The following is a 21,920-nucleotide window of genomic DNA, read 5'->3' on the forward strand; positions in this document are numbered from 1 at the left end:
GCCCGCCCCACTTTGAAAGCTATTTCCACGAACAGTCCGGCATACTGATCGCATAACGAACCAAGGGAGAGGCGATCATGGCCGACATGTGGGAAAACCCGATGAAGACCGACGGATTCGAGTTCATCGAATTCACTGCGCCGGACACCGTGGCGCTGGGCCGCCTGTTCGAGCAGCTGGGCTTCTCGGCAATCGCCCGCCACCGGTCCAAGGACGTGACGCTCTACCGCCAGGGCGACGTGAACTTCATCGTCAATGCCGAGCCGTCGGGCTTCCCGCGCAATTTCGCCGCCCAGCACGGCCCATCGATCTGCGCCATCGCCTTTCGCGTCGCCGACGCCGCCTTCGCCTACCGCCGCGCGGTGGACCTCGGCGCCTGGGGCGTCGAGAACCGGGTCGGCGCGATGGAACTGAACATCCCCGCCATCAAGGGCATCGGCGATTCGCTGATCTATCTCGTCGACCGCTATGGCGAGCGCGGCAGCATCTATGAGGTCGATTTCGTGCCGCTGCCGGGTGTGGACCAGCATCCGAAGGGCGCCGGCCTGACCTACATCGACCATTTGACCCACAACGTCCACACCGGGCGGATGGAGGAGTGGGCCGGCTTCTACACCCGCCTGTTCGGCTTCCGCGAGATCCGCTACTTCGACATCGAAGGCAAGCTGACCGGCCTGCGCTCGAAGGCGATGACCAGCCCCTGCGGCAAGATCCGCATCCCGATCAACGAATCCGCCGACAACAAGTCGCAGATCGTCGAATATCTGCGCGACTACAAGGGCGAAGGCATCCAGCACGTCGCGCTGGGCACCAACGACATCGTCCGCACGGTGGAGACGATGCGCGGCCTGGGCACCCCGTTCCAGGACACGCCCGACACCTATTACGAGCGCATCGATGCCCGCGTGCCCGGCCACAACCAGGATCTGGAGCGCCTGCGCGCCAACCGCATCCTGGTCGACGGCGCGCCGACCGAGGGCCAGGGCCTGCTGCTGCAGATCTTCACCCAGAACGTCATCGGTCCGATCTTCTTCGAGATCATCCAGCGCATCGGCAACGAGGGCTTCGGCGAAGGCAACTTCAAGGCGCTGTTCGAATCCATCGAACTCGACCAGATCCGCCGCGGTGTGCTGAGCGAGGACGCCGCCTGATCATCGGGCGCGTTCCACGGCCAGGGTTCCGAACGCCGTCCGGTCGCAAGACCGGGCGGCGGCGTCCCTCCCTGGACCAAGCCTGCCTTCTGGTCAGCGGCGCAGTTCGTTCACAATCAAAACCGGCGGTCCCGCCGCTCATGGCACCAGTTCGCAGCGATAGAGCCTGCCGCGCTGCTGGTGCAGGTTGATCACTGCCTCGTCGGACCCGCGAAACACGCCATTGCCATAGCATATGTCGTCGCGGCACAGGAGCATGCCCACCATGTGGATGGTCAGTCCGGTATCGGCCTCCACATAATCGAGCTGGTCGAGATAGGGCTGGAACATCAGGCTCGGCCAGTCGCCGCGAATCAGTCCGGCCCATTCATCGGCGCTGCACCGCGACCGCACCAGCGTGCCGATGCCGCGCCCGCCGCTGTTCTGCTTGGCGATCCAATCCCCGTCCTGCTCCAGGAATCGCTCCGCCTCGTCGGCCGAACCGATGCAGAACGATGGGATCAGGTGTGGCTGCAACTCGGCATACAGGTCTCCGGGCATCGCCTCACGCATGATCGACCCATCGGACAACACGGCAAGGACGCGCTTGTCATGCACCAGGATCAGCGTGCGGACGTCGTTGAAATAGTCGCCGGACTCCATCAGCCGATCGAGAACGGCGGGCTGGAAGCAAAGCAGTTCAGTGCGGTCCATCTGCAGGATCAGGCGATCCAGTACCGTCCCGCGGGCCGTCAGGCGTCCGTCGCGCAGGTCCATCTCCTCCGGCTTCACGGAAAGGAAATGGACACCGGTGCGCTGCAGATGGTCCGACAGGCAATCGACCTCGCCGCCGGGCTCCTTCCGGTGCACCAGGGCCAGAGTGCTGCCGGGCGTGTAGGGGGCGCACAGATCCGTCCAGAAATCGGTGTGTCCCTTCGACAATGCGCGGCTGACCATCCAGCCGTTCATGGAGTAACGGGCGCCGATCTCGCAGATCCGTGTCGTGCCCTCGCGGTCGAAGATCACGTCCGGCCGGTACCAGCCGACCCGATAGTGCCTCGGCGCAGCCCGGCGCAGGATGTCGTCCAGTTCCGGCGGCAGGGCGTAGATGGCGCGGATGCGTTCATCCTCGCCATACCTCCGGACGACCGCTCGCAAGGCCATGTCGAGCAGGACGGTCAGCCTGCGCATGCGGTCGCGATAAGCACTGGATATGGACAGCACCTGATCGGGGCAGTCCTTGGGGTCCAGCAATGCGCGCAGGGCGGCGGGCGCATCGGCCATCCATCCGCCGCCACCCGTCCCAGCCGTCTCTTCGATCTGCGGCCGGGTCAGGACAGGGAAGAGACCGTTATTCAAGGCTGCCGGAACAAGGGCTTTTTCCATATCGGTTCTCTCAAATGGGTTTTTGGCGAGCCGACCTCGGAAAGTCGGAGGTCTCGAAGGCTGTCCGTGCCTGCGAAGCTCTTGGCCGCAAACCGACAAGGAGCAATTGCAAGGCGCGCGCAACAATCAAGAATGCGCGTGAAAAGTAATATAAATTTCGAGATACGTATATGAAAAATACGTTATCCAGACGCCTTCAAAACCTGAGATGACATAAAACAAAAAATTACACGTTTTAAGGGTTAAGCATGACCGCGTCTTCATTTTCCATAATGATAGTTATGTATTTTTCGTGTGCAGGCGCAAAGTCAAAATGTCAGTCCCTCGCAACATAGAACTGTCAGTCTCCGGTCCGGGTCACTCCGCCCGTGTGTGGGCGTCGAAGCGTTCGCGGTCGCTCTTGTCGCTCATGAAGATGGCGAATGGACGTAGCGCGTCGGCGTGGTTCAGGGTGATGGCGATCAGCACCGCCATCGGGGCGGCCAGCAGCGCGCCGGCGGCTCCCCACAGCCAGCTCCACAGCAGAAGCGCGATCATCACCACCAGGGGCGAGATCGCCAGCTGCTTGCCCTGCATGTGCGGCGCGACGAAATTGCCCATCACCTGCTCGATCACCAGCAGGCCGGCGGCGACCGCCATCGCCGTGCCGGCGTCCTTTGTCGCCACGGTCAGCAGGACCGGCAAGGCCCCGGCCACCACGGATCCCACCACCGGCACATAGTTCAGCAGGAAGGCCAGCAAGCCCCACAGCAGGACCAGCTCCACCCCGAACAGCGACAGCCAGCCGATATAGAGCGCACCGGTGATCAGCCCCAGCACACTGCTGACCACCAGATAGCGGCGAAACTGCTGGGCGATGGCGGCCACCGCCTCCACGGCGGCTTGGCAGCGCTCGCGGCCCAGCGTCATGACGATCTTCTCCCGCCAGACCGGCGCTTCCAGCTGCATCAGCAGGGAGAGGAAAACGGTCAGCACCAGAATGGAGGCCGTCTGGCCGGCCGATGACAGGGCCGCCTTGGCGAAGCCGGTGATCGGGTCGACCGGCACCTCTCCGCCGCCCTGCCCGGCCTGCTGGCCGCTCCCCTGCCCGGCTGCCGGCCCCAGATCGGCCTTGGCGCCCTGGATCCACTGTTTGACCTTCGCCCACAGCTTGCCGAGCGCCTCGGCATATTGCGGAAAATCCTCCGCCACGCGCTGTGCCACCAGCGCCATGCTGCCGAAAAAGGCGGCCAAAATGCCCAGGATCAGCAGCATCGACGCGGCCAGTCCCAGCCAGGACAGGCGGCGTGGAACCCGCTCGCGCACCCAGCGGCTGACCGGGGCGACGGCGACGGCGACGAAGAAGGCCGAGATGATTGGGATCAGGATCGAGGCCGCCGCCTGCAGCACCCACAGAACCGCCACCCCGGCAAGGATGCCGAGCAGCCAGAGGGCGAGGTTGACGCGGTCGATGCGCCCCCTGCCCGGTGCCGGCCCGTCGTGCCCCTGCCCTTCATCCCAACGCCCGCCCTCCGTTCCGCTGTCCACGCTCTCCGCCTCCGCATGCCGCATCCTGCGTCGCCGGGGACGCTCGTTCTAGACGCAATTCCGGGCCCTTCGGTTCCATTCACCCGACAGGGTGCCTCCCGCGGATGGCAATCCCATGGTGCCAAGTCGGGCTGCCAAGAACGTGGCGTTTGAGCTTATTCCGCAACGCTTTCGTCAAATATAAACAGCCAAGCTCAAGGTAACCGGGAAAATCTGCCGCCCGGTTGCTCCGGGTTTCCCCGGATTGCTGAAGTTTCGTTTTTGGCTGAATCATGACCAACGAGAGATGCCCGTTTTTTGTTGTAGGCTGACAAAAATGTTTGCCCCTGATTGCGCGCTAAGTCATTGAATTTGCGAGAGCGCTCTATGCACTGAAATGGGTAAGTTTGCTCCTCATGGCACGCTCTGAACGGCACCTATCATGAAATCCCGACAAAAATGTTTGCTCTTGAGAGCTCCCTTGTCGACTTGTCGCATCAGCGTCTCAAGGCTTCGGCAGGCTTGCCGCAATCCGAGAATGTTGCCGATGGCGATCAGGCTGCCATGGACGGCAGCGCGGTGGCGGCGGCGTCAAGGATGATCCGCATAATTTCGGGGGCAGTGGCGGCGTCCCACACAACCGCGCCGCCTCGTCCTCGGAAGCTGTGACGACGAGCGTTCCATCGGACGAGAACGCAGCGATGGTCGTCATCCTGAACGCCGATAAATCATCGTTGGGAAGCATGGCGGTTTGAGTGCCGGTGACGACGTCCTAGACGATCATCACCCCGCAGGCTGAGGACGGTCCCTCCTGTAAGTCGTGAGGAAGACTTCCCGATCCGGCGGCAGGCGGATGCTGGGATTACCGGCCACCCACACCTTAATCTTGCTCCGACCGCCGTTACGATCTCCCGACAGGAGACAGGCACCGGCAGGCGCCATGCGCTGGGCCATTGTGAAATCGATCGGTTGGTCGATGCTCCAGAATCGGAAACGGAAGTCTTCTTCCCACGTCTTCAAGTCGCGCACCCCGGCCTGGAAACCGCTTGTCGCCTTGATATGGGCGATGCCGTAGGCGTCCATGAGGCGGGAAACGTTGGGGAAGCGTTCCATCACCTTGGTCGGCACCGTCAGAGCGTCAGGCATGCCGCAGAACGGAAAGGGCATGTCCTGGTCGAGATAGACTTCCTTCGTCGTCCATGCCCGGTGCAAGAACTCGCCGAGGTCGATCAAGTTTTCGGCGGTCGCGGTCTCCGCGTAGAACGACCCGCTATAGTGGTCCCGCAAAAGGTAGTGGACGAGGTGGTTTCGTTTGGCCGTGTCCAGTCGTGCCAAGTCGATGTCGATGGCTTTCCACTGGAATGCGACCGTTCCGTTGCGCCGGACATAGAAGTGTTTCGACACACTGACCAGGAGCTGGTGGACTTGGTTGGGATGATCGGTTCGGTACCGGTGAAGCATCCGCACGCAGTCTCCTATTTCAGATCAGCGATTGAGGTGCTTGGCGCGCCAAACTGGCAGTGTGGCCAGAAGCGCCACGAAGCCGAGAATTGCAAGTGGTTCGCCGTAGAACGGACGCGTTTCGAAAGGGAGCTGCTTTTCCCAAAAGTCGAATCCCGCGACGTGGTGGGCGCGCTCGATGAGCAGAGGCGTAACGGCAACGGCGAGGGACGGAGCCAGAACGAGAATACGGAGTAGGGTGTCGGACGAGGGATCAGTGGAGAGCAGCGGCACGACCATCGGAACCGTGAACGCGAGGATCACCAAAGCCATGGTGACATAGACAATCGGCTCCGGGATCCCGGTGAGGGCAATGATGACCCTACAGAGTATTTCACCTGCGCCGAAGACAATTGAGATGCCGAATATACCTGTAATGGCATCAACAAAAAGGTTTTTCATGGACAGTTCCTTTTCTATGATATCGATCATGCATTGATTATATGCGTTGAAGCTAAGCTCACCATATTTCAATCTTCCGGAAGTTTCCCCCTGAAGAACTTCTCGACACGACGAATTTGCTCGTCTTGGTCCGTTGGCCAGCCAGACGCGGTTCGAAGATAGGATCGTGCGTGGCTGACGGCGTCGCTGACGGTCAATCCGTAGACCTTCGCTTGGTCCAAATAATTCCTGGCGCGTTGCCGATCAAGTGGATGCACCGCAAAGGGAGCAGTCATATGAGAAAAACCTCCTCCAATGAGTTTAACCCAATCAACCTCTCCTTTTCCCTCGGTCATTATCATCGTCCTACGTTGGTTGTCTGTTCTATAAGTGCGGATCCTGATCTCCGCTCGTTCTCTTGATTTCCTGACATCTTTTCTATTTAGCGTTGAAATGATGTTTTCTTTGCAAGCAGCTGATAAGATGCCGAGGTGGTGTGTAGGAGCACTGGATGATCAGGCCCATCCGAAAACGGACGTCCCACCAGACCTGCGGATGAGACAACCTGAGATTCATCCCATGCCCCCTCCTCATAGATGACGTCCTCCACGAGCCGCCGCAGTTGCCGTCCGCCGCCGGCAGTGCAGGCGTTTACGGCATCGTCACGTCCGGCCACGCCGCTCTCAAGTGACTGCGACGCCGCGTCGCGCTTCACCGGGTAGGGCAGACCGGGAGAAAGAAGCCCCCCGCATCAGGCGAAGGCTGCGCGCAAAGTTCGGACGAGGCCTTCGCGGTCGCTTCCGGACAGCAGAACCAATTCTCCCGGTTTCACCTCTTCCAACGGACGGAACGCCTCGGGAACAAGTAGAACGGCTTGAGGAACAATGCCATGCGCCTCGGCGGCCCCCACAGCCTGCGTAACCCAAAGATCCCGGAAGTCGTGAAGATAGCCGAACATTTTGTAAACGCTGTCGGACAGATACTGGCCGTCTGTCGATTTCTTGACCTCGACCAGGACCGTCACGATCGTGTCGTCGGGCTTGGACAGTCGCACCAGCACGTCGGGTCGGCGCTCCTGGCCACCGATTCCTGCATGGGCATCGCGCACCACGGAATAGCGGCTCGTCACCCCGAGAGCGACGGCCGGCGTCTGGTTGAAATACACATGCACCTTACCCATGCGCGAATCGAAGCACGCGACGTGCTTCCGTTCGGGTGCGACGAGACCGTATTCGACCGGCTCTCCGAAACCGAGTTCCTCGGCGAGGACATCGATGGTGAGCACCAGAGAATACAACTCGAAGAGGTTGTCGTCTTTGATCGGCTCCAGCCAACCCACGGCCAGAAGTTCCAGAATGGTCCGCCATTGCAGATCGTGCTCCTTGGAGCCGAGGGCGAGACGATGAGCCGCCAGAGCGGCCGCTCTTCGGTATTCTGGGCGACGATGCCGACGCGCGGCGATCAGCATGGCGTTCGTCAGCGTCGGCGGTTCGTCGATGCTTCCGAACCAATGATGGCGTAGGGCTTCTTCACAACGTGCCGACAGAACACGCAGATCAGGATGAAGCCCTTTTGCCTTCACCCGGCGGCGGATGTCGATGACCGCTCCGAGAAGGTTACCGACGAGCCAACGCAGAAGCAGATTTTCGGGAAGATCGAACGACCGGTGAGCCGTTCTGCTGACGTAGCGTCCGGGGGGAAGGCTCCCCGCCATTCGCCCCAGAACCGTCCGATCCCATCGGGGATTGCCCCGAAGTGCGGGGCCGACAACCTCGTCCCGTCTGACCATTTCGTTGGAGAGATGATCGAGCAGACGGTGAAGATCCTGAACGACGAACGCGAGGCAATCGCCGAGAATGAGATCGACGGCATTCACCAACAACGCCACATCAGCCGGACCCTGCCGAAGCCGATCGAGAAAGCTCCGGAGAACGTCCAAATCGACCGCATCGGCCTTCTTTCCTCGAACCGCGGTTCCGATGCTCGAAAGATATCGACCGGCATGACGGGGGGAGCAGATGAACTTGCTCCACACCTCCCTGGACGTCACTGGGCGTAACCTGTCCAGACGGACAGAACACGCTCGAACTGGCCGATGGAGTCCTGGAGCAAAGGTCCGAGCAGGTCGATGCAACCGGAATGGACGTCGGCCCGCCCTTGAAGTTGAGGGACGACGTACAACTCCAGCGCCGACCTGAGCACTTCCGTTTGAGATCGAGCGGCATCGATGTCCCATTCGCTTCTGGCGTGCCGAATCATCGACTGGGGAATTGCCGCCCCCATGGGCATTCCTATCTCTGCGAACCCGTGATCCCGATGCGAAAACAAATCCACCAACCGTTCGACGAACATGCAGAGCTTTCCTTTTTCGGCAGAACGCTCCGTTGCGGTCATCTCCCTTCGGAGGAGTTCGGCATATATCTCGGGCTCGGGAAGATCGACGGGCACGAAGGCGAAACGCCGCACGAACGCCATCGACAGCCGCTTCAAGCTGGCCTTGTCGGCATCGTTCATCGCACCGATCAGACGCCACCACGAGGGTACCATGATCGGGTCGATGCCGGTAACGTCCGTGACCGGCCCGACTTGAAGCCTGACGCGCCGGAAACCACCGCCTTCGCTTCGGCGGCGATAGGGAAGTGTGACCGATTTTCCGCTGAGCAGTGTGAAAAGTTCCCCGAAAGCCTTGTCGATATCGGCCCGATTGATCTCGTCGACGATCAGGCATTGCCCACGCTCAAGCGATTCGACCACCGCTCCCGCGAGAAAATCCAGCCGGTCGGCTCCTTCGTTCTCCGGCGGCGGTGTCGGAAAGTAACCGCCGATCGTCTCGAAGGTGGTCCATTGATCGGTCGCGGGCACGGTCCAATAAGGGAAAGCCGCTTGCTCACACAGGCGGATGGCAAGCTCCGTTTTGCCGGTGCCGGGCGGACCGGTGAATATGACGTGCATGCCGGCCTGTAACGCCGCCACGGCGCGAAGCGCAGGTTCCCTCAACCCGACCAGCCCGCCCAGATTTCCGAGGTCGGCCTCTGTCAAGTCCCAGCTTCCAGGAGCCTCCTGTGGTATCCAAACCTGGGGGCGCTCCCGCTTTGCCGGATCGAGGGGAGCGAGTTCGTCGGCATCGGGAAGCCCCTCCTCATGCTCGGGTTGCGCCTCGGTGCGATCGGGTTGATGGCGGACGATCAATTCCAACAGAGTTGCGTCGCTCACCGGCTCGTCCGCCATCGGCAGCGCCAGAAAATCGACCGGTGCATCAAAGGTGAATATTTCGTTCAGGAGGCCATAACGGTCCAGACCGAACTCTTTCGCGAAGTCGGCGGCGGCGTCTTGGGCCGAAAGAACGTCACGATCTCTGTAACACCAAGCCGCCAGAATCGGGACCGAAAACGGAATTGTCCCGACCTTGTCATTCGGCATTTCGCGGATCGCTCGGGCGAAATCGGGTTGCAGCAGCCAACGCCGATTGTCCTTCGGGTTTTGGACGAAAAGGTCGTTCCGGTCCCGCCGCTGACGCTGGAGACTTCTTCCGGCGAAGTTGTGATTTCGCCAACGGGAAACGCCCCGATGCGCTCCGAAGGGCATAAGGAACGGTGCCGTTTCCGGACCGCCTCGCGGCGCGAAATACCGTTTGAGCAGGCGGTTCTCATTCCGACTGCCGAAGGGTATCGCGTCCTCGGCCTTCGCGGAAGCCGGCACTCCGTCGTGCAGCATGGCGAGCAGGCTCATCAGCGTGGGATGAGCCTGTTCTTCGAAATAGACGAGGCACCGGGCGAGGTGCTCCTCGGTAAAGTAAACCATACACCCTCTCAGGGGAGTCCTGTCTCCATCTGCGTTGCTGCCCGCTGCTTGCGAGGCGCACGCAATTGGAGAATGTCCGTACCGGCTACTCGATTGTCAATAAGTATCGTATCGCGCACCGGTGCGACGACCGCCCCGTATACATCCCGGACGACGAGTGGCAGGATGGCCTCTGCCAAGCAGCGCCCCAGCATGGGTGGTACGGCATTACCGATCTGGTGGCGGATTTGGCTCGGAGAACCTGAGAAAACGAACGAGTCCGGAAAAGATTGCAGTCGAGCCGCCTCCCGAAGCGTCAGCGTACGTGGCTGCGACGGATGGATGAAGGCTCCTGTGGTCCCCTCGTTGAACTTCGTGGTGATCGTATAGGCGGGGTGATCCGGACGTAGGCGCTTCAGCAACGTGGTGGCGTCATAGGGACGGATGCGGCGGAAACGATCGGGAAGGACCTCCATCGGGAGGTTGCGCCAGTTCTCTCCCGGCTTCAAGGTGCGGGCTGCGATCCGGTCGAGCGCAGGGAGTTCAGCCGCAGCATGCTGCCGGACGAGGTGCGAATCCGCCCGCATCGCCTCCTGATAGGCACCTACGGGCAAGGTGCCGTACGGCACCCCGTCCAGCTCCTCCCCTTCGCCGACCGGCGGAAGATCGGAGCAGGCCTCATCGAAGGTGACGTGCGGCAGAGCGGCATCCACCCGCCCGTGTCCGATGCGCGAGAGGTGCGCGAACGGCAGGGCGTAATTTTTCCAAAGCTCCGGGTTTCCGTGAGTGGCGCTAGGAAACGCGATGTCCGATCCCGTCCGGTTGCCGACGAACACCAATCGGCGCCGCAGTTGGGGCACGCCGAAGTCCGCCGCCAACAGAATCATCGGCACCATGACGTAACCGATTTCCCGGAACGCCCGAACCATTTCGAGCGCGACACGTCCGTTCTCGTAAAGGAGAAGACCGGGAACGTTTTCGAAAACCAGCCACGACGGACGCAGCCGCTCGACGATGTCGAGATAGTTGAGGAACAGGCGGTTACGTGGATCCTTCTCGTCTCGGCCGGTCGAGCGGCTCAGGCCGCCCGAGGTGCTGAACCCTTGACAGGATGGTCCGCCGACGATCACGTCCACGTCGCCGCCGACGAACTCGGCAACATCCTCCAAGTCGGGGACACGCAGATCCCTGACGAGCCCCTTCGCTCCGGAAATGTTGGCCTCGAACGAGCGGACCGCCACTTCCCAAGAGTCGATCCCGCCTACCACACGGTAGCCGGCTTGCGCAAATCCGTGGGCCAAGCCACCCGCCCCACAGAACAAATCAAGAACGATCGGGCGATGCAGACACTCGGCCCGCTTTGCAGTTCGTTCCGTCACGTGCTCGTCCCCCGTCCGGTCGTTACCTCGGACTTTAGATGTTGTCCCTCGTGAAGGGAAGGCTTCGATAGTCGGTTCCGAATGCAATTGCAACGCTCCAGCCGTGCCGACGTTCCCGATCGCCCGGAAACCGCCATATTCAGAATGCTTCAGCCGAGCTCGTCCGAGCGGCTTACCTCGCGACGGAGCGCCTCCAAACCCTGTTGCATATATTGCAGTAATTTGAGCGCTTCGTCAATATCGCGAATTCTCGACCCAGGATCCTCGTCGGACGCGACAGCCCGACAAGGAGATGCGTCCGGGGTCGCATCGGACACTCGCCCCTCCAGCCGGTCGAGCCCTGCCCCGATCCGTGCGACGAGAGCTTTGCTCCAACGCCCATTTTTGCAACCTCGGTAGAATGTGGACGGCACTTCGCCCATCTGAACGGCAAGCCCGGACAGGGCGCAGCCTCGCTCTCGCGCCACCCTCTCGAGTCTGCGCGCAAGATCTTCTGACGAAGGTTCGGGTCGTCGAGCCATCGTGCGACTATGCCTCAGTTGCTGCCGTAGCACAACCATAATGCAATTATCGCAATTATCGCAAGCCCACCGATCCGCGAATCGGCCCGGTCCTACTCGACCGAGAAAGGTTGCGAGCGTTTCAGCCAAGCGCTCGTCGTTGCGGCTTTCGCATTCCCAAATGACCAGGACACGCCAACCGGCATCCTCGAGTGCCTGCACGGCTTGACGGTCGCGCATCACGTTGGCGTCGAATTTCCGAAGCCAAAATTCGCGGTTCGCCTCGGGGACCGACGCCTTCCGGCATCCCACGTGACGGTGCCAGAAGCAGCCGTGCACGAATATGGCCACCTTGCGACGTGGAAAGACGATGTCCGGGCGTCCCGGCAAGCGGGCGTCATGCAGTCGGTAACGGTACCCCATGGCATGAGCTATCCGTCTGACCCGCATTTCCGGCGCCGTATCCTTACGCCGGACCTTCGCCATCATATCGCTACGCTTTTCGGCGGAAACCCGATCCATCACGTCCACCATGCGGCGAGCTCCGCCGAACATTCCGAACATGTGGGAGTCCGCAGCCAAGCCTTCAACGAAGCTGCCGCCCGGAAGATCGTAACGGTCGGATGAACACCCCAGGTGCGGGGACGGACACGGGCGCTTCGTCGCATCCTGTCATTCGTTGACCTCGACGAAGCCAAGCCGCACGCTGAGTCTTTCGGCCCATGCCGCCAGATAATCCGCGTCCGCCAGCCGATCGCGGCACCGCAGCACCCTCGGGAGCCGTTTCACCATGACCAAGTCGTTCCATTTCCTAACCGCATCGGTGTCCCAATGCCCGCCGGCGTCCACCAGCCCACCCAAGAGCGCCGCGAGATGCTCTTCAATCTCCCGAAAGGCGCAGGGGCGGCGGTAGGTAAGGGCGAGGCTGGACAGAGCATGCTCGCCGGAGTGATCGACGTTCAACAGCACCAGCGGGATCCCCGTCTTGGGGGTGAAGAGTGCGGTCAGGCAGGGGCGGCGGTGCCGGCCGATCAGGGAAAAGGCCCGGCCTGGCTTCAGGAGACACAGCGAACTGGCGACCTGCACGGTCGGCAGTGCGTTGGCCATCAGCCGGATCACCGTCATCATCGGTTCCAGTTCCCCTACCTCGTCCGGCCCGGCGGGCTCCAGCAGGCGAAACTCGATGGGCGGCAGGGCATCGGAGGAATCCTCCTCGGCGACGCTGACCGCGCTTCGGAGCCGGCGTGGATTCCGGCGGTCCCGCTGTGGCCGGGATGGCGCCCGCGCCGCCGTATCGTCCGATGACTCGGAAGGCGGGCGCGCCTCAAGGATCACCCGCTCGATGGGAACAATGCGGTCGAACGTGCCGAGCTTGCCCGGAACGTGTAACGCGGTCTGCCGAGCATTGGCCCGGCTGCCGGTGGCCGTGACGTCGATTTCCGGGTCGTAGGCGTTCACCGGCTCCACCGTCGTGGCGGCACCGTCCTTATCCTGGTGATGCTGCTTCGCGCCAACGGAGCGGAACGGCTTGGTTTTCCGGATGGACGGATGCGAATAGCGGAGGACATCGCAGGGAAAGCGCTTGCCGGTCATCGACAGAATTTCCAGGACCAGGATCGTCTCCTCCCATTCCACGGCACGCACCATCCAACACGACTCACGCAGAGACGGCGGCGTGAGGCTCACGTGTGGCCTCCCCACTGTTCGGTCGCGGACGCTGTCCCAGGAGCGGCGCCCCTCCGGAGCGACGGCGATCCATGCGAATTCGCTGACGAAGGCGTCGGACAGGCAGGAGCGAGGCATTCCCCTGGTGAAACGTAGATGTAGGTTCGATTGAAAGCCGGGCTCCTCGGGGCAGAAAAGCTCCATGATCCCATCGGGACGCATCAGGGTATTGGCCATAGTCTTGTTGTGTAGGAACAAATAGCGGACCAGCTCGATGGTCGGCACGAGGATGTCCATGCCTCCCTGGCAATAGCGCAGCAAGCGCTGGACCCCTCGCTTGCGCTTTCCGAAGGAATAGAGCTCCGGCGGAATCTCGGCGCTCGTGACCTCCTCACCAGCCCCGACATCGTCGATCTGCAACGGCATGGCACGACCGCGGCGCGGAACGGTGGAGCGGCAGCCACGGATGAAGGCGTAGCCGGGCGCCAGCAGGGGCAACAGCCCCATCGGCAACCACCATTTCCTCAAGGTACCGGCGTCGATGTCGCTGGTGACGGCCAGGGTCTGCCACTTGTGATCGAGCGTCTTCCGGAAGCCGGCCAGCCAGAAAATCTCCAGGTCTCCAGGATGTTTGAGAAACTGTGCCACCAAAGTCATGGCGTCTTCCGCTCCCACACCAGCGCGCCCACCGGAGCTATTCTCCCGCGCATCGAGAACGTCGCGGGAGCCTTCGGCAGGGACGCAACGGGAAGGGTTTCCAGCAACAGGTCGAACAGAACGTGGTGCAGGGGGTGAATCGGCGGGCCGTCAGGGTTCGTCATCGACCGCAGCCAGTTGGTGCCCCGCACTTCCGGCAGCACCGAACGGATTGGATCGACGAACCCGGCGAAGGCCTCGCACGACGCCCTGTGGTCCGCCCGCGTTGGTCCCTCGGTCAGCCCCCGCGCGGCCAAGGCGTCAAGGCGGGTCGTTGCCGTCTTCTCCGCCGGCAACGCCGACAGCAGTAGGCAAGAGCGTCGGGCGATGTCCAGGAGCAAGGTGGCGCAGGGGCCGTGCCGCGCCCAGGCCGGCAGCGACGGCTTGGCGAAATCCGACAACAGCGGTGCCGGGATCAAGCGCTGAGACTCGGCCCGCCCCGCCGTGTCGGCGGTGATCAACGGAACGGCATGTTCCGGGCAGAGCATCACGCCGGGCAGTTGATGCGCCCGCCGCCAATAGGCTTCGCCGAACCGCTCGGCGGCCTCGACCAGGCACACGGGGCAACAACGCAAGGCGGCTGGGAAATGGGCTGGCCCGGCGGCGATGTCCCAGCCTGCATCGGCGCGGTCGCCGGCCGGTCGGATCAGGCCACTCAGCACGGCGTGGCGCACCGGTGCCGGTTCGTAGGCCACGCAGTAGGGGTAGAATGTGGTGGAGAGCGCCAGCCGCTCGGGCGTCAGGTTGCGGTCCGGCGGCAGACGGCGGGCGAGATCCCCGAGACGTCCGACCAGGACCGGCGTGAGGCGCACGGCCCGGCTGCCGAACAGATCGATCAGCGTTTCCTTCACGCTGTTGGCCGCGGTGTGGCGATGATAGCGCGCCACTACGCTGTACAGCGTCTCGTCCGGATAGATGGCCGGGAAGTAGGGCAGCACCCCGCCCTCACGCGGCGAAATCCGCCAGCGGCGGCTTTACCACCCCGGCGTCGAGGAAAACGGCGTGGGCGGAGCGATCCTCCGTCTTCGCCCGTGCCGCGAGCGACCGCAGGTCGTCGGCGTCCAGCGGCGGCGGGGCGACCTTCCCTTTCCGGACGGCGCGCCGCTTCACCGGGCGCATCTCCGGTCCACGATCCTGGAGTTTGCCCGCGATCCGACCGATCACGTCGATGGGGTTGAGGCCGGGCGCTTCGGCAAGGATCTCGGATAGGATGCGCTCGGCAATGTCGGGGGCCAGTCCGAGGGTCTCCATCGCCTGCAACAGCGCAGCCCGGTCACCGCCGGCCACCGGGGCGGCTGGCGCCGATGGAACCGCGCGGGATGGCGCCGATGCGGCGAAGGCGGCCAGCCGCGCCGTCGCGTCGCCGATTGTCTGCTGGACGAGATCGTGCAGCGGGCTGAGATCGTCGAACAAGGCCAGTGCCTTGAGGTCGTTGGTGCGCAACGCCTCGATCATCGGGGCCACCAGCGTGAAGCTCTCGCCGGCGACGTGGCGGAGCAACCCGGCGTCCAGCTTTTCGTCGCGCCCGCGCATGACGCCGAGCTGGATGGCGTGGACCTGGGCCAGCATGAACAGCTTCACCACCAGATCGACGATCCCCTGCGTCTCCTGGTAGAGGACATGCCGGATGTCATCGGTCAGCGGCGTGTGTTCCCGAGTCCACTGAAAGCTCCACATGCGCTCGACGAAGCCGTCTCAGGCCGGGCCCGGCGGCAGCCGCTCCCAGGTCAGGCTGCCCATGCCGCTGGCGCGGCGCGCCTGACGGAAGGCGCTTTGCAGCAAGGGAACGGCGGCCAGTGTGCCGATGATCATCACCGGAATGCCGATGGTGTTGACCAGCGTCACCAGGAAGTTCAGCAGATCGTCGCGGCTTGCCCCCGGCGCTTGGCGCAAATGCTGGATTTCATCGACCACCAGGACGCCCAGCGCGTGCAGTTCGACGACGTAGGCCACGCGCGCCATCATCTCGTCGACCGCGTGGCGGCTGGCGCCGTACTTGCGCTGATAACGGGTGCCGAGCAGCCGGTCCATCGCGGCGAAGAAGTTGATGCAGAGCTGCTTGGGCGAGCCCTTGTAGGGGCAGTCCAGCTTCAGCCAGACCACCTGCTCCAGGCTGAACGGCCGGGAATGGTGGACGGTCTAGGGGTAGAGCGACAGCACGCGCTCGATGCCACGGCTCTTGCCGATGCCCGAGCAGCCGACGATGGCGAAGCCGTTGGCGGTCGGCTCGATGGCGTGGCGGACGACGATGTCGAGGTCGCGCTGTTCGAGCCGCTCATGGGCGTTTTGCAGCCGGCGGACATAGTGGCCGTTGGCCGGATTGCGGCCGAGATAGCCTTGGCGGATCAGTATCGAGAACCGCGCCTCCAGGACCAGGTGGCGGTCGAGCGGGTCGAAGTAATGCCCCAGCCGCTGGACGCAATGGGCGCGCAAATGGGCGGGAAAGCGCCGCTCGGCCGCGTCGAAGCGGGGCAGATCGGTCAGGCGCCCCAGAGCCTCCGCCGTCGACAGGATCGGCGGCAACCGCTCGATGAAAGGGTTGTCGCGGTATTCCGGCAGGGTCAAGGGTGCGTCAGCGCTGTCCATCGTCGTCCGGTCCCTTCGCCAACAGGGCGCGGATTTCCGCGGCGGTCGGCAGGCTGTAATCCTCGGCGGGCGGTTGCGGCACGATGGGAACCACTTTCCCGCCAGGCGACGTCTTGGCCGGGAGTGAGCCGAACCGGAAGGCTTCACGCTCCTGGTTCTCGCGGCGCTCCTGCCGGCGGTTGTCGCGAATGCCCTTCAGCTTGCCATGATCGCTGCTCACCTCCGCCGGAGCGGCAGCGTGCTTCGCTTCGGCGGTGGCGACGATGTCCTTGACCGACTGCATGAGGTCGATCCGGCCTTGCAGTGCCTGGGGCTGGTGAACGTTATGGACCCGGCGCTCCTCCTGCCGGACTTGGTCGATCTCCCACAGGGTGCGGTCGCGGTAGGCCGCGCTGCGGTCAGTCATGACGCAGGGAACGAAGCGGATGCGGCCACCATCCGTGCCATGCAGGTAGACCTCGTTCAAACAGCGCGGATCGTAGGACACCCGCACCGTCCAGCTTCCTCGCTGACGAGCACGGTCGAACCAATGCTCGGCCATCGCCTTGGCACAGGTGTAGAAGCAGCCGTAAAAGCGGATGCCATGTGGGGTGACGGTGGCGTCATCCGAAGGCAGCACGCTCTGCCTGACCAGATCGGGCGGGTAGGCGCGCAGTTGGCCGCTCCGCCGCGCCACGCCCCATTCCCACAGCTCGATGGGAATCGCTCGGACCTCTTCGGCAATCATCTCGGCGTCCCGCGGATACCCTCGGATCAGGTGCTGCGTGTTGTAGTAACGCGCGCACTGGATGACGATGGCGGTGAACTCGTCGATGTCGAGGGTGCCGTCGAGACGGTAGTCGCGGGCGCCGCGCTGCTGGAAATCCTCCTCGATGTAGCCCGGCGTGTAGGCGCGAAACTTGGCCGGCAGCAGGCGGAAGCGCTGCTCGACGATGCCCTTCCAGTCGGCCCGGTAAGGCGCGGTGTTCTCGATCTCGACGTGAAAGTTCCGGATCAGGGTTTCGACCGCGGAGCCGATCATCTCGCCGCGGTCGCCCAGCAGCCGGTCGGGCATGTGGCGGCAGGGCCAGTCGGCCTCGCCGATCTCGATGCCGAACGACCGGCAATAGGTCCCCTTGTCGGTGGCGGCGTTGGCGATCGCCATCATGGCGCCGACCCAGGACGGCCCCTCGAAGCCGATGTAGAGCCCGGTGATCATGCGGCTGAACACGTCGATGACGACGTAGAGCACCGGACGGCCGACGATCCGCAGCCGGTTGAGCCGGGAGACGAGGTAGACGTCGGCGATGGTCGCGTCGATCTGGTAGCGGGAGCCGGGGCCGAACACCTCGCTGGTGGAGGTGTTGAGCAGCGCTCGCAGATCCTTGTCGTAGACCCGGGCCGTCCGCCGCTGGCGCTCGATCCGGAAGACGTCGTTGTCCTTCTCGAACCAGTAGCGGAACTGGCGCAGCGTCGGCAGGTCGGCGCGGATGACGGCCTTCTGGCGGCCGATGTCCTCGTCGAGCCGGAGATCGGTAAAGTGGTCGTTGATCAGTTCATCGTAGCAGCCGGCCATGTCAAGGCGGCGGTTGACGGCGAAGTGACGGGTCACGGTGTCGCGGAACAGGCGGCGCATGTCGGCATCCACGTTGACGCCGGCGATGCCGGTCGCGCTGATCCGGCCGCGCTTCTTCTCCGACACCGCCTTGGCCTTACCCCGCCCACCGCAGCGGTCGTAGTCGGGCAGCAGCGCGTTGGGCGACATGCCACGCTGCCAGAAGCGCCGCAGCAGCCGGTAGAGGGTGAAGCGGTTGGAGCCCATCTCGGCACCAAGCTGCCGAACCAGCGTGGCCCGCCGGTCGGGATGGAAAATGTCCGGCTGTTCGACGACGAGCGGACGGATCAAGGCCCAGGCGGCGTCGCGGCGTGTCCGGTGACCTTCGGGAATCGTGGCTTCGGCCAGCGGAGCGAGCCAGGGATCGTCGGCGACGTCGGCCAGCAGAGCGTCGGAGCGCAGCCGGTCGATCTCCTCCGAGGAGCGGAACACTGGCATCGCTGCCCCGTCGTCGAGGTCGATGAGGAAACCGCCCCGGCCGAGTGGGTCGAGCCACAGCACCCGTTCGGTTCGCGATTCCGCGACGAAGCCGACAAGCGCGTTGATGCGGAGGAGGGTCATGCCGACTGCCTCCCCTGGCCGGAAGCCTCCGGTCGCAGCCACGTCAGCGGAGCGTCATGGTTCAGGGTCTGGGTCATGTCGCAGACCAGAACCCGCGTGGCGATGAGGTGGCGGATCAACATCAAAGTGGTGGCCGGCGGCAGGGCAAGCCGAAGGTCCATCTCGGCGCAGAACTGGTGGAGCGTCAGGTAGTGTCGCAGACCAGAACCCGCGTGGCGATGAGGTGGCGGATCAACATCAAAGTGGTGGCCGGCGGCAGGGCAAGCCGAAGGTCCATCTCGGCGCAGAACTGGTGGAGCGTCAGGTAGGCGCGCATCGGCACCTCGCGGGCGATCAGCGCGGCCTTCTCGGCGTAATAGCCAGGGAAGGGCTGCGCCAGGTCGGCGACCGAGGCGCAATTGTGGACCCGCCCGATGTTCTCGGCGTAGGTCGCGGGGATGTCGGCGTCGGTGACGATGCCCCAATCGACGTCCTGCTCGACCCAATAGCGGCGCTCGATCTCCTGCTTTTCGACGACCCGGTCGTCCTGGAGCTTGTCCACCGGCTTCACCGAGCGCGCGATCAGGACACGCCGGCCGTCGCGCATCGCGTCGCACAGGAAGTCGGTGGTCATCACCAGCGGGGTTCGGGTCGCCGTGTCGCGGGGATGCCGAACGCCGATCCGTTCGGCGATGGCCTGGGTGATCCCGCGGTCGAGGGGGAACTGCTCGCGGATGTCGATGACGGATGGAGACCAGTCGAGGATGTAGAAGAGATCGCGCTCGATGTCGGACAGCAGGTGGTGGACCCGGCCGGTCTTCATGCCGTGGGGCCGGTGCGTGCGGCCGCTCGACGGCACGTCCTGGATGGTGAACCACGGCTTGTAGTCCGCGCCGGCGCCAGTGCCGCGCCCCATGCCGTTCCCTCGGAAGCGATCTACCTCTTTCGAGAGTACGCCGATTCCGGTGAAGCGCAAGCTCGGCTAAGAGCAAACATTTTTGTCCATGTGCAGACTATTTTGTCCATGTACAAACATTTTTGTCGTCTCACATTTGTCTCATTCATGCCACGGGAAACCGCCTCATTCATAATTTCCTAACCATAAGTGTTAGTACCCGATTAAGGCTAACAGACGAGCCTGCGGAACAAGGCGATACCCAAAAAGCGGAGTTCCAAAATGGCTACCACCAACACCGACGGCACGATCCAGGTCACCTTCGCGGTCAATGCCTGGGGCACAGTGGCTGGCGGGAAATGGCCGCATTTCCAACTGCTTGTCGATGGCAAGGTCATCGGCGACGCCACCGTCGCCTCCGCCTCCCAGTCGCGCTACGTCTTCACCGCCAACGTGCCGGCCGACAAGGCCCACGCCCTCCAACTGATCTACGACAACGACGACACGGTTAACGGCGTCGACCGTAACCTGTTCGTCAAGTCCTTCGAGGTCAACGGCAAGACCATCCTCGCCATCGATCCCTCGGTGAAATACGACACCGGCAAGATCGACGGGCTGAACGTCATCGCCGGGCAGAGCGAGATGTACTGGCCGGGCGCGCTGAACCTCGCGCTGCCCGCCACGCTGTTCTCGACGGCCCCGGTCGACACCGGCACCGACACCGCGACCATGACCACGACCATCAAGGTGAAGGCCTACGGCATCAGCGCCGGCGGACAGGCCCCGCACTTCAAGCTGCTGATTGATGGCGAGGTGGTGGGCGACGCCTGGGTCAACGCGACCTCGGCCACCGACTACACCTTCACCGCCAAGGTGGACCCCAACGAGGCTCACAAGATCCAGGTCTGGTACGACAACGACGCGACCGTGAACGGCGTCGACCGCAACCTGTACGTCAAGTCGATCAACATCGACGGCAAGACCATCGCCGCCACCTCCGAGATGGCCTCCTACGACAAGGGTCCGGTGGACGGCAAGTATGTGGTCGCCGGCCAGGAAGGGCTGTTCTGGGGCGGCGCCCTGTCCTTCGGCGTGCCGGAGGAGTATTTCGGCGGCGCCTATGTCCCGCCGCCGCCGCCGATCCCGACCAAGCCGGTCGACATCGTCGTCAACGCCTACGGCACCTCGGCCGGCGGACAGGCGGCGCATTTCAAGCTGCTGGTCGACGGGCAGGTGATCGGCGACGCCAAGGCGTCTGCCACCACCACGGGCTACAAATTCACCGCCGACATCGATCCGACCAAGGCCCATACGGTCCAGGTCTGGTACGACAACGACAGCACCGTGAACGGGGTCGACCGCAACCTGTTCGTCAAGTCGGTGGTCATCAACGGCAAGACCGTCGCCGCCACCGACAGCATCGTCACCTATGACAAGGGCGCGGTGGACGGCAAGGACGTGGTCAAGGGCCAGGAAGGCCTGTACTGGGGCGGTGCCCTGACCGTCAAGGCTGGCGCCGACATGTTCGGCGACACGCCCGCTCCGCAGAACCCCGTCCCGACCCCGCCGACCAAGCCGGCCTTCTACGTCGCCGCCAACGGCAAGGACAGCTGGTCCGGCAAGCTGTCGGCGCCGAACGCCGACGGCACCGACGGTCCCTTCGCCTCGCTGGAAAAGGCGCAGGCCGCCATGCGGGCCAGCTCGACCATCGACACCACTTATGTCCGCGAGGGCACCTATCACCTGACCAAGACGCTGGAGCTGACCTCGCTCGACAACGGCCACAGCTTCCAGAACTATCCCGGCGAAAAGCCGGTGCTGAGCGGCGGCGAGGTGGTGAAGGGCTTCACCAGCGAGGGCAACGGCCTCTATTCGGCCAAGCTCGCCACCGCCAGCAACCTGGACCTGATCGTCGGCGACGTGCGCCAGCATCTGGCCGAGAAGTACGCCTATGACGCCGGCGACGTCACCAGCGGCTGGAAGTTCGCCGATGCGGCGTCGGGCGGCCCCAGCGGCTGGTACATCCGCTCCCACGGCACCGAAGTGACCGCGGCCGACATCCAGCCGGGCACGATGATCCAGGTGATGGACGCCGAGCGGCTGGGCGACACGCTGACCAGCATCGACAGCTTCAACGCCGCCACCCGCACCATCAAGCTGAAGAACGGCGCCTCCCTGCCGTTCGCGGAAGGCACCACCTACAAGCTGCTGAACAACGCCTCTTATGTCGATCAGGCGGGCGAGTTCGCCTGGCGCGCGTCGGACGGGAAGCTGCTGTACAAGGCCGCCAGCTCCGGCTTCGCGTCGACCGGCGTGGAGGTGCCGCGGCTCGGCACGCTGATCAAGCTGACCGGCGCCAGCGACGTCACCATCGACGGGCTG

The 21,920-nt window shown here is 63.5% G+C and carries 19 protein-coding genes; 2 read left to right on the top strand and 17 right to left on the bottom strand.

Annotated features, from left to right (window positions below):
• Positions 1–77 precede the first annotated feature (77 nt).
• The gene (gene hppD / locus F1643_RS17985; RefSeq protein WP_194914584.1) at positions 78–1,151 is read left to right on the top strand and encodes a 4-hydroxyphenylpyruvate dioxygenase; all 1,074 of its coding nucleotides are present in this window, start codon (positions 78–80) and stop codon (positions 1,149–1,151) included.
• A 138-nt stretch (positions 1,152–1,289) separates the two neighbouring features.
• On the opposite strand, the gene F1643_RS17990 is transcribed toward hppD, so the two are convergent.
• From F1643_RS17990 to F1643_RS18060, 17 genes are all read right to left on the bottom strand, one after another.
• Positions 1,290–2,414: a hypothetical protein gene (locus tag F1643_RS17990; RefSeq protein ID WP_194914585.1), complete on the bottom strand. Its 1,125-nt coding sequence runs from the start codon at positions 2,412–2,414 to the stop codon at positions 1,290–1,292.
• Positions 2,415–2,873: 459 nt separating this feature from the next.
• Entirely contained in the window at positions 2,874–4,043 is a 1,170-nt protein-coding gene (locus tag F1643_RS17995; protein WP_370540681.1) for an AI-2E family transporter, read from the bottom strand.
• Between the two features lie 762 nt (positions 4,044–4,805).
• On the bottom strand, positions 4,806–5,489 hold the full coding sequence (locus F1643_RS18000; RefSeq protein WP_194914587.1) for a hypothetical protein: 684 nt from the start codon (positions 5,487–5,489) through the stop codon (positions 4,806–4,808).
• Positions 5,490–5,507: 18 nt separating this feature from the next.
• Entirely contained in the window at positions 5,508–5,954 is a 447-nt protein-coding gene (locus F1643_RS18005) for a hypothetical protein (protein WP_194914588.1), read from the bottom strand.
• A gap of 38 nt (positions 5,955–5,992) precedes the next feature.
• Entirely contained in the window at positions 5,993–6,259 is a 267-nt protein-coding gene (locus F1643_RS18010; RefSeq protein WP_194914589.1) for a hypothetical protein, read from the bottom strand.
• Positions 6,260–6,654: 395 nt separating this feature from the next.
• Positions 6,655–7,938 (bottom strand): hypothetical protein, encoded by a 1,284-nt coding sequence (locus F1643_RS18015; RefSeq protein ID WP_194914590.1) that lies wholly within the window; start codon positions 7,936–7,938, stop codon positions 6,655–6,657.
• 11 nt (positions 7,939–7,949) lie between these two features.
• On the bottom strand, positions 7,950–9,704 hold the full coding sequence (locus F1643_RS18020) for an AAA family ATPase (protein ID WP_194914591.1): 1,755 nt from the start codon (positions 9,702–9,704) through the stop codon (positions 7,950–7,952).
• An 8-nt stretch (positions 9,705–9,712) separates the two neighbouring features.
• The gene (locus F1643_RS18025; protein ID WP_194914592.1) at positions 9,713–11,062 is read right to left on the bottom strand and encodes a DNA cytosine methyltransferase; all 1,350 of its coding nucleotides are present in this window, start codon (positions 11,060–11,062) and stop codon (positions 9,713–9,715) included.
• A gap of 149 nt (positions 11,063–11,211) precedes the next feature.
• Complete coding sequence (locus F1643_RS18030; protein WP_255542995.1) at positions 11,212–12,126, bottom strand: very short patch repair endonuclease; 915 nt, start codon at positions 12,124–12,126, stop codon at positions 11,212–11,214.
• 108 nt (positions 12,127–12,234) lie between these two features.
• On the bottom strand, positions 12,235–13,884 hold the full coding sequence (locus tag F1643_RS18035; RefSeq protein ID WP_194914593.1) for a hypothetical protein: 1,650 nt from the start codon (positions 13,882–13,884) through the stop codon (positions 12,235–12,237).
• Positions 13,881–14,861, bottom strand: a complete 981-nt coding sequence (locus F1643_RS18040) for a TniQ family protein (protein WP_194914594.1) — start codon at positions 14,859–14,861, stop codon at positions 13,881–13,883. Before F1643_RS18040 ends, F1643_RS18035 begins: the two co-directional genes overlap by 4 nt.
• Before the next feature lie 7 nt (positions 14,862–14,868).
• Positions 14,869–15,600 (bottom strand): hypothetical protein, encoded by a 732-nt coding sequence (locus tag F1643_RS21795; protein ID WP_206692547.1) that lies wholly within the window; start codon positions 15,598–15,600, stop codon positions 14,869–14,871.
• A gap of 18 nt (positions 15,601–15,618) precedes the next feature.
• On the bottom strand, positions 15,619–16,026 hold the full coding sequence (locus tag F1643_RS21800; RefSeq protein ID WP_206692548.1) for an ATP-binding protein: 408 nt from the start codon (positions 16,024–16,026) through the stop codon (positions 15,619–15,621).
• A 36-nt stretch (positions 16,027–16,062) separates the two neighbouring features.
• Positions 16,063–16,509, bottom strand: a complete 447-nt coding sequence (locus F1643_RS21805; protein WP_206692549.1) for a hypothetical protein — start codon at positions 16,507–16,509, stop codon at positions 16,063–16,065.
• Positions 16,496–18,664, bottom strand: a complete 2,169-nt coding sequence (locus F1643_RS18050; RefSeq protein ID WP_194914595.1) for a Mu transposase C-terminal domain-containing protein — start codon at positions 18,662–18,664, stop codon at positions 16,496–16,498. The genes F1643_RS21805 and F1643_RS18050 overlap by 14 nt, the downstream gene beginning before the upstream one ends.
• Positions 18,661–18,825 (bottom strand): TnsA endonuclease C-terminal domain-containing protein, encoded by a 165-nt coding sequence (locus tag F1643_RS18055; protein ID WP_194914597.1) that lies wholly within the window; start codon positions 18,823–18,825, stop codon positions 18,661–18,663. Before F1643_RS18055 ends, F1643_RS18050 begins: the two co-directional genes overlap by 4 nt.
• Before the next feature lie 23 nt (positions 18,826–18,848).
• Positions 18,849–19,559: a TnsA endonuclease N-terminal domain-containing protein gene (locus tag F1643_RS18060; RefSeq protein WP_194914598.1), complete on the bottom strand. Its 711-nt coding sequence runs from the start codon at positions 19,557–19,559 to the stop codon at positions 18,849–18,851.
• A gap of 261 nt (positions 19,560–19,820) precedes the next feature.
• Here F1643_RS18060 and F1643_RS18065 point away from each other — a divergent pair.
• Positions 19,821–21,920: carbohydrate-binding domain-containing protein (locus F1643_RS18065; RefSeq protein ID WP_194914599.1), on the top strand; the 2,100-nt coding region annotated here is incomplete at its 3' end.

Source organism: Azospirillum sp. INR13 (assembly GCF_015390205.1).
GTDB lineage: Bacteria > Pseudomonadota > Alphaproteobacteria > Azospirillales > Azospirillaceae > Azospirillum.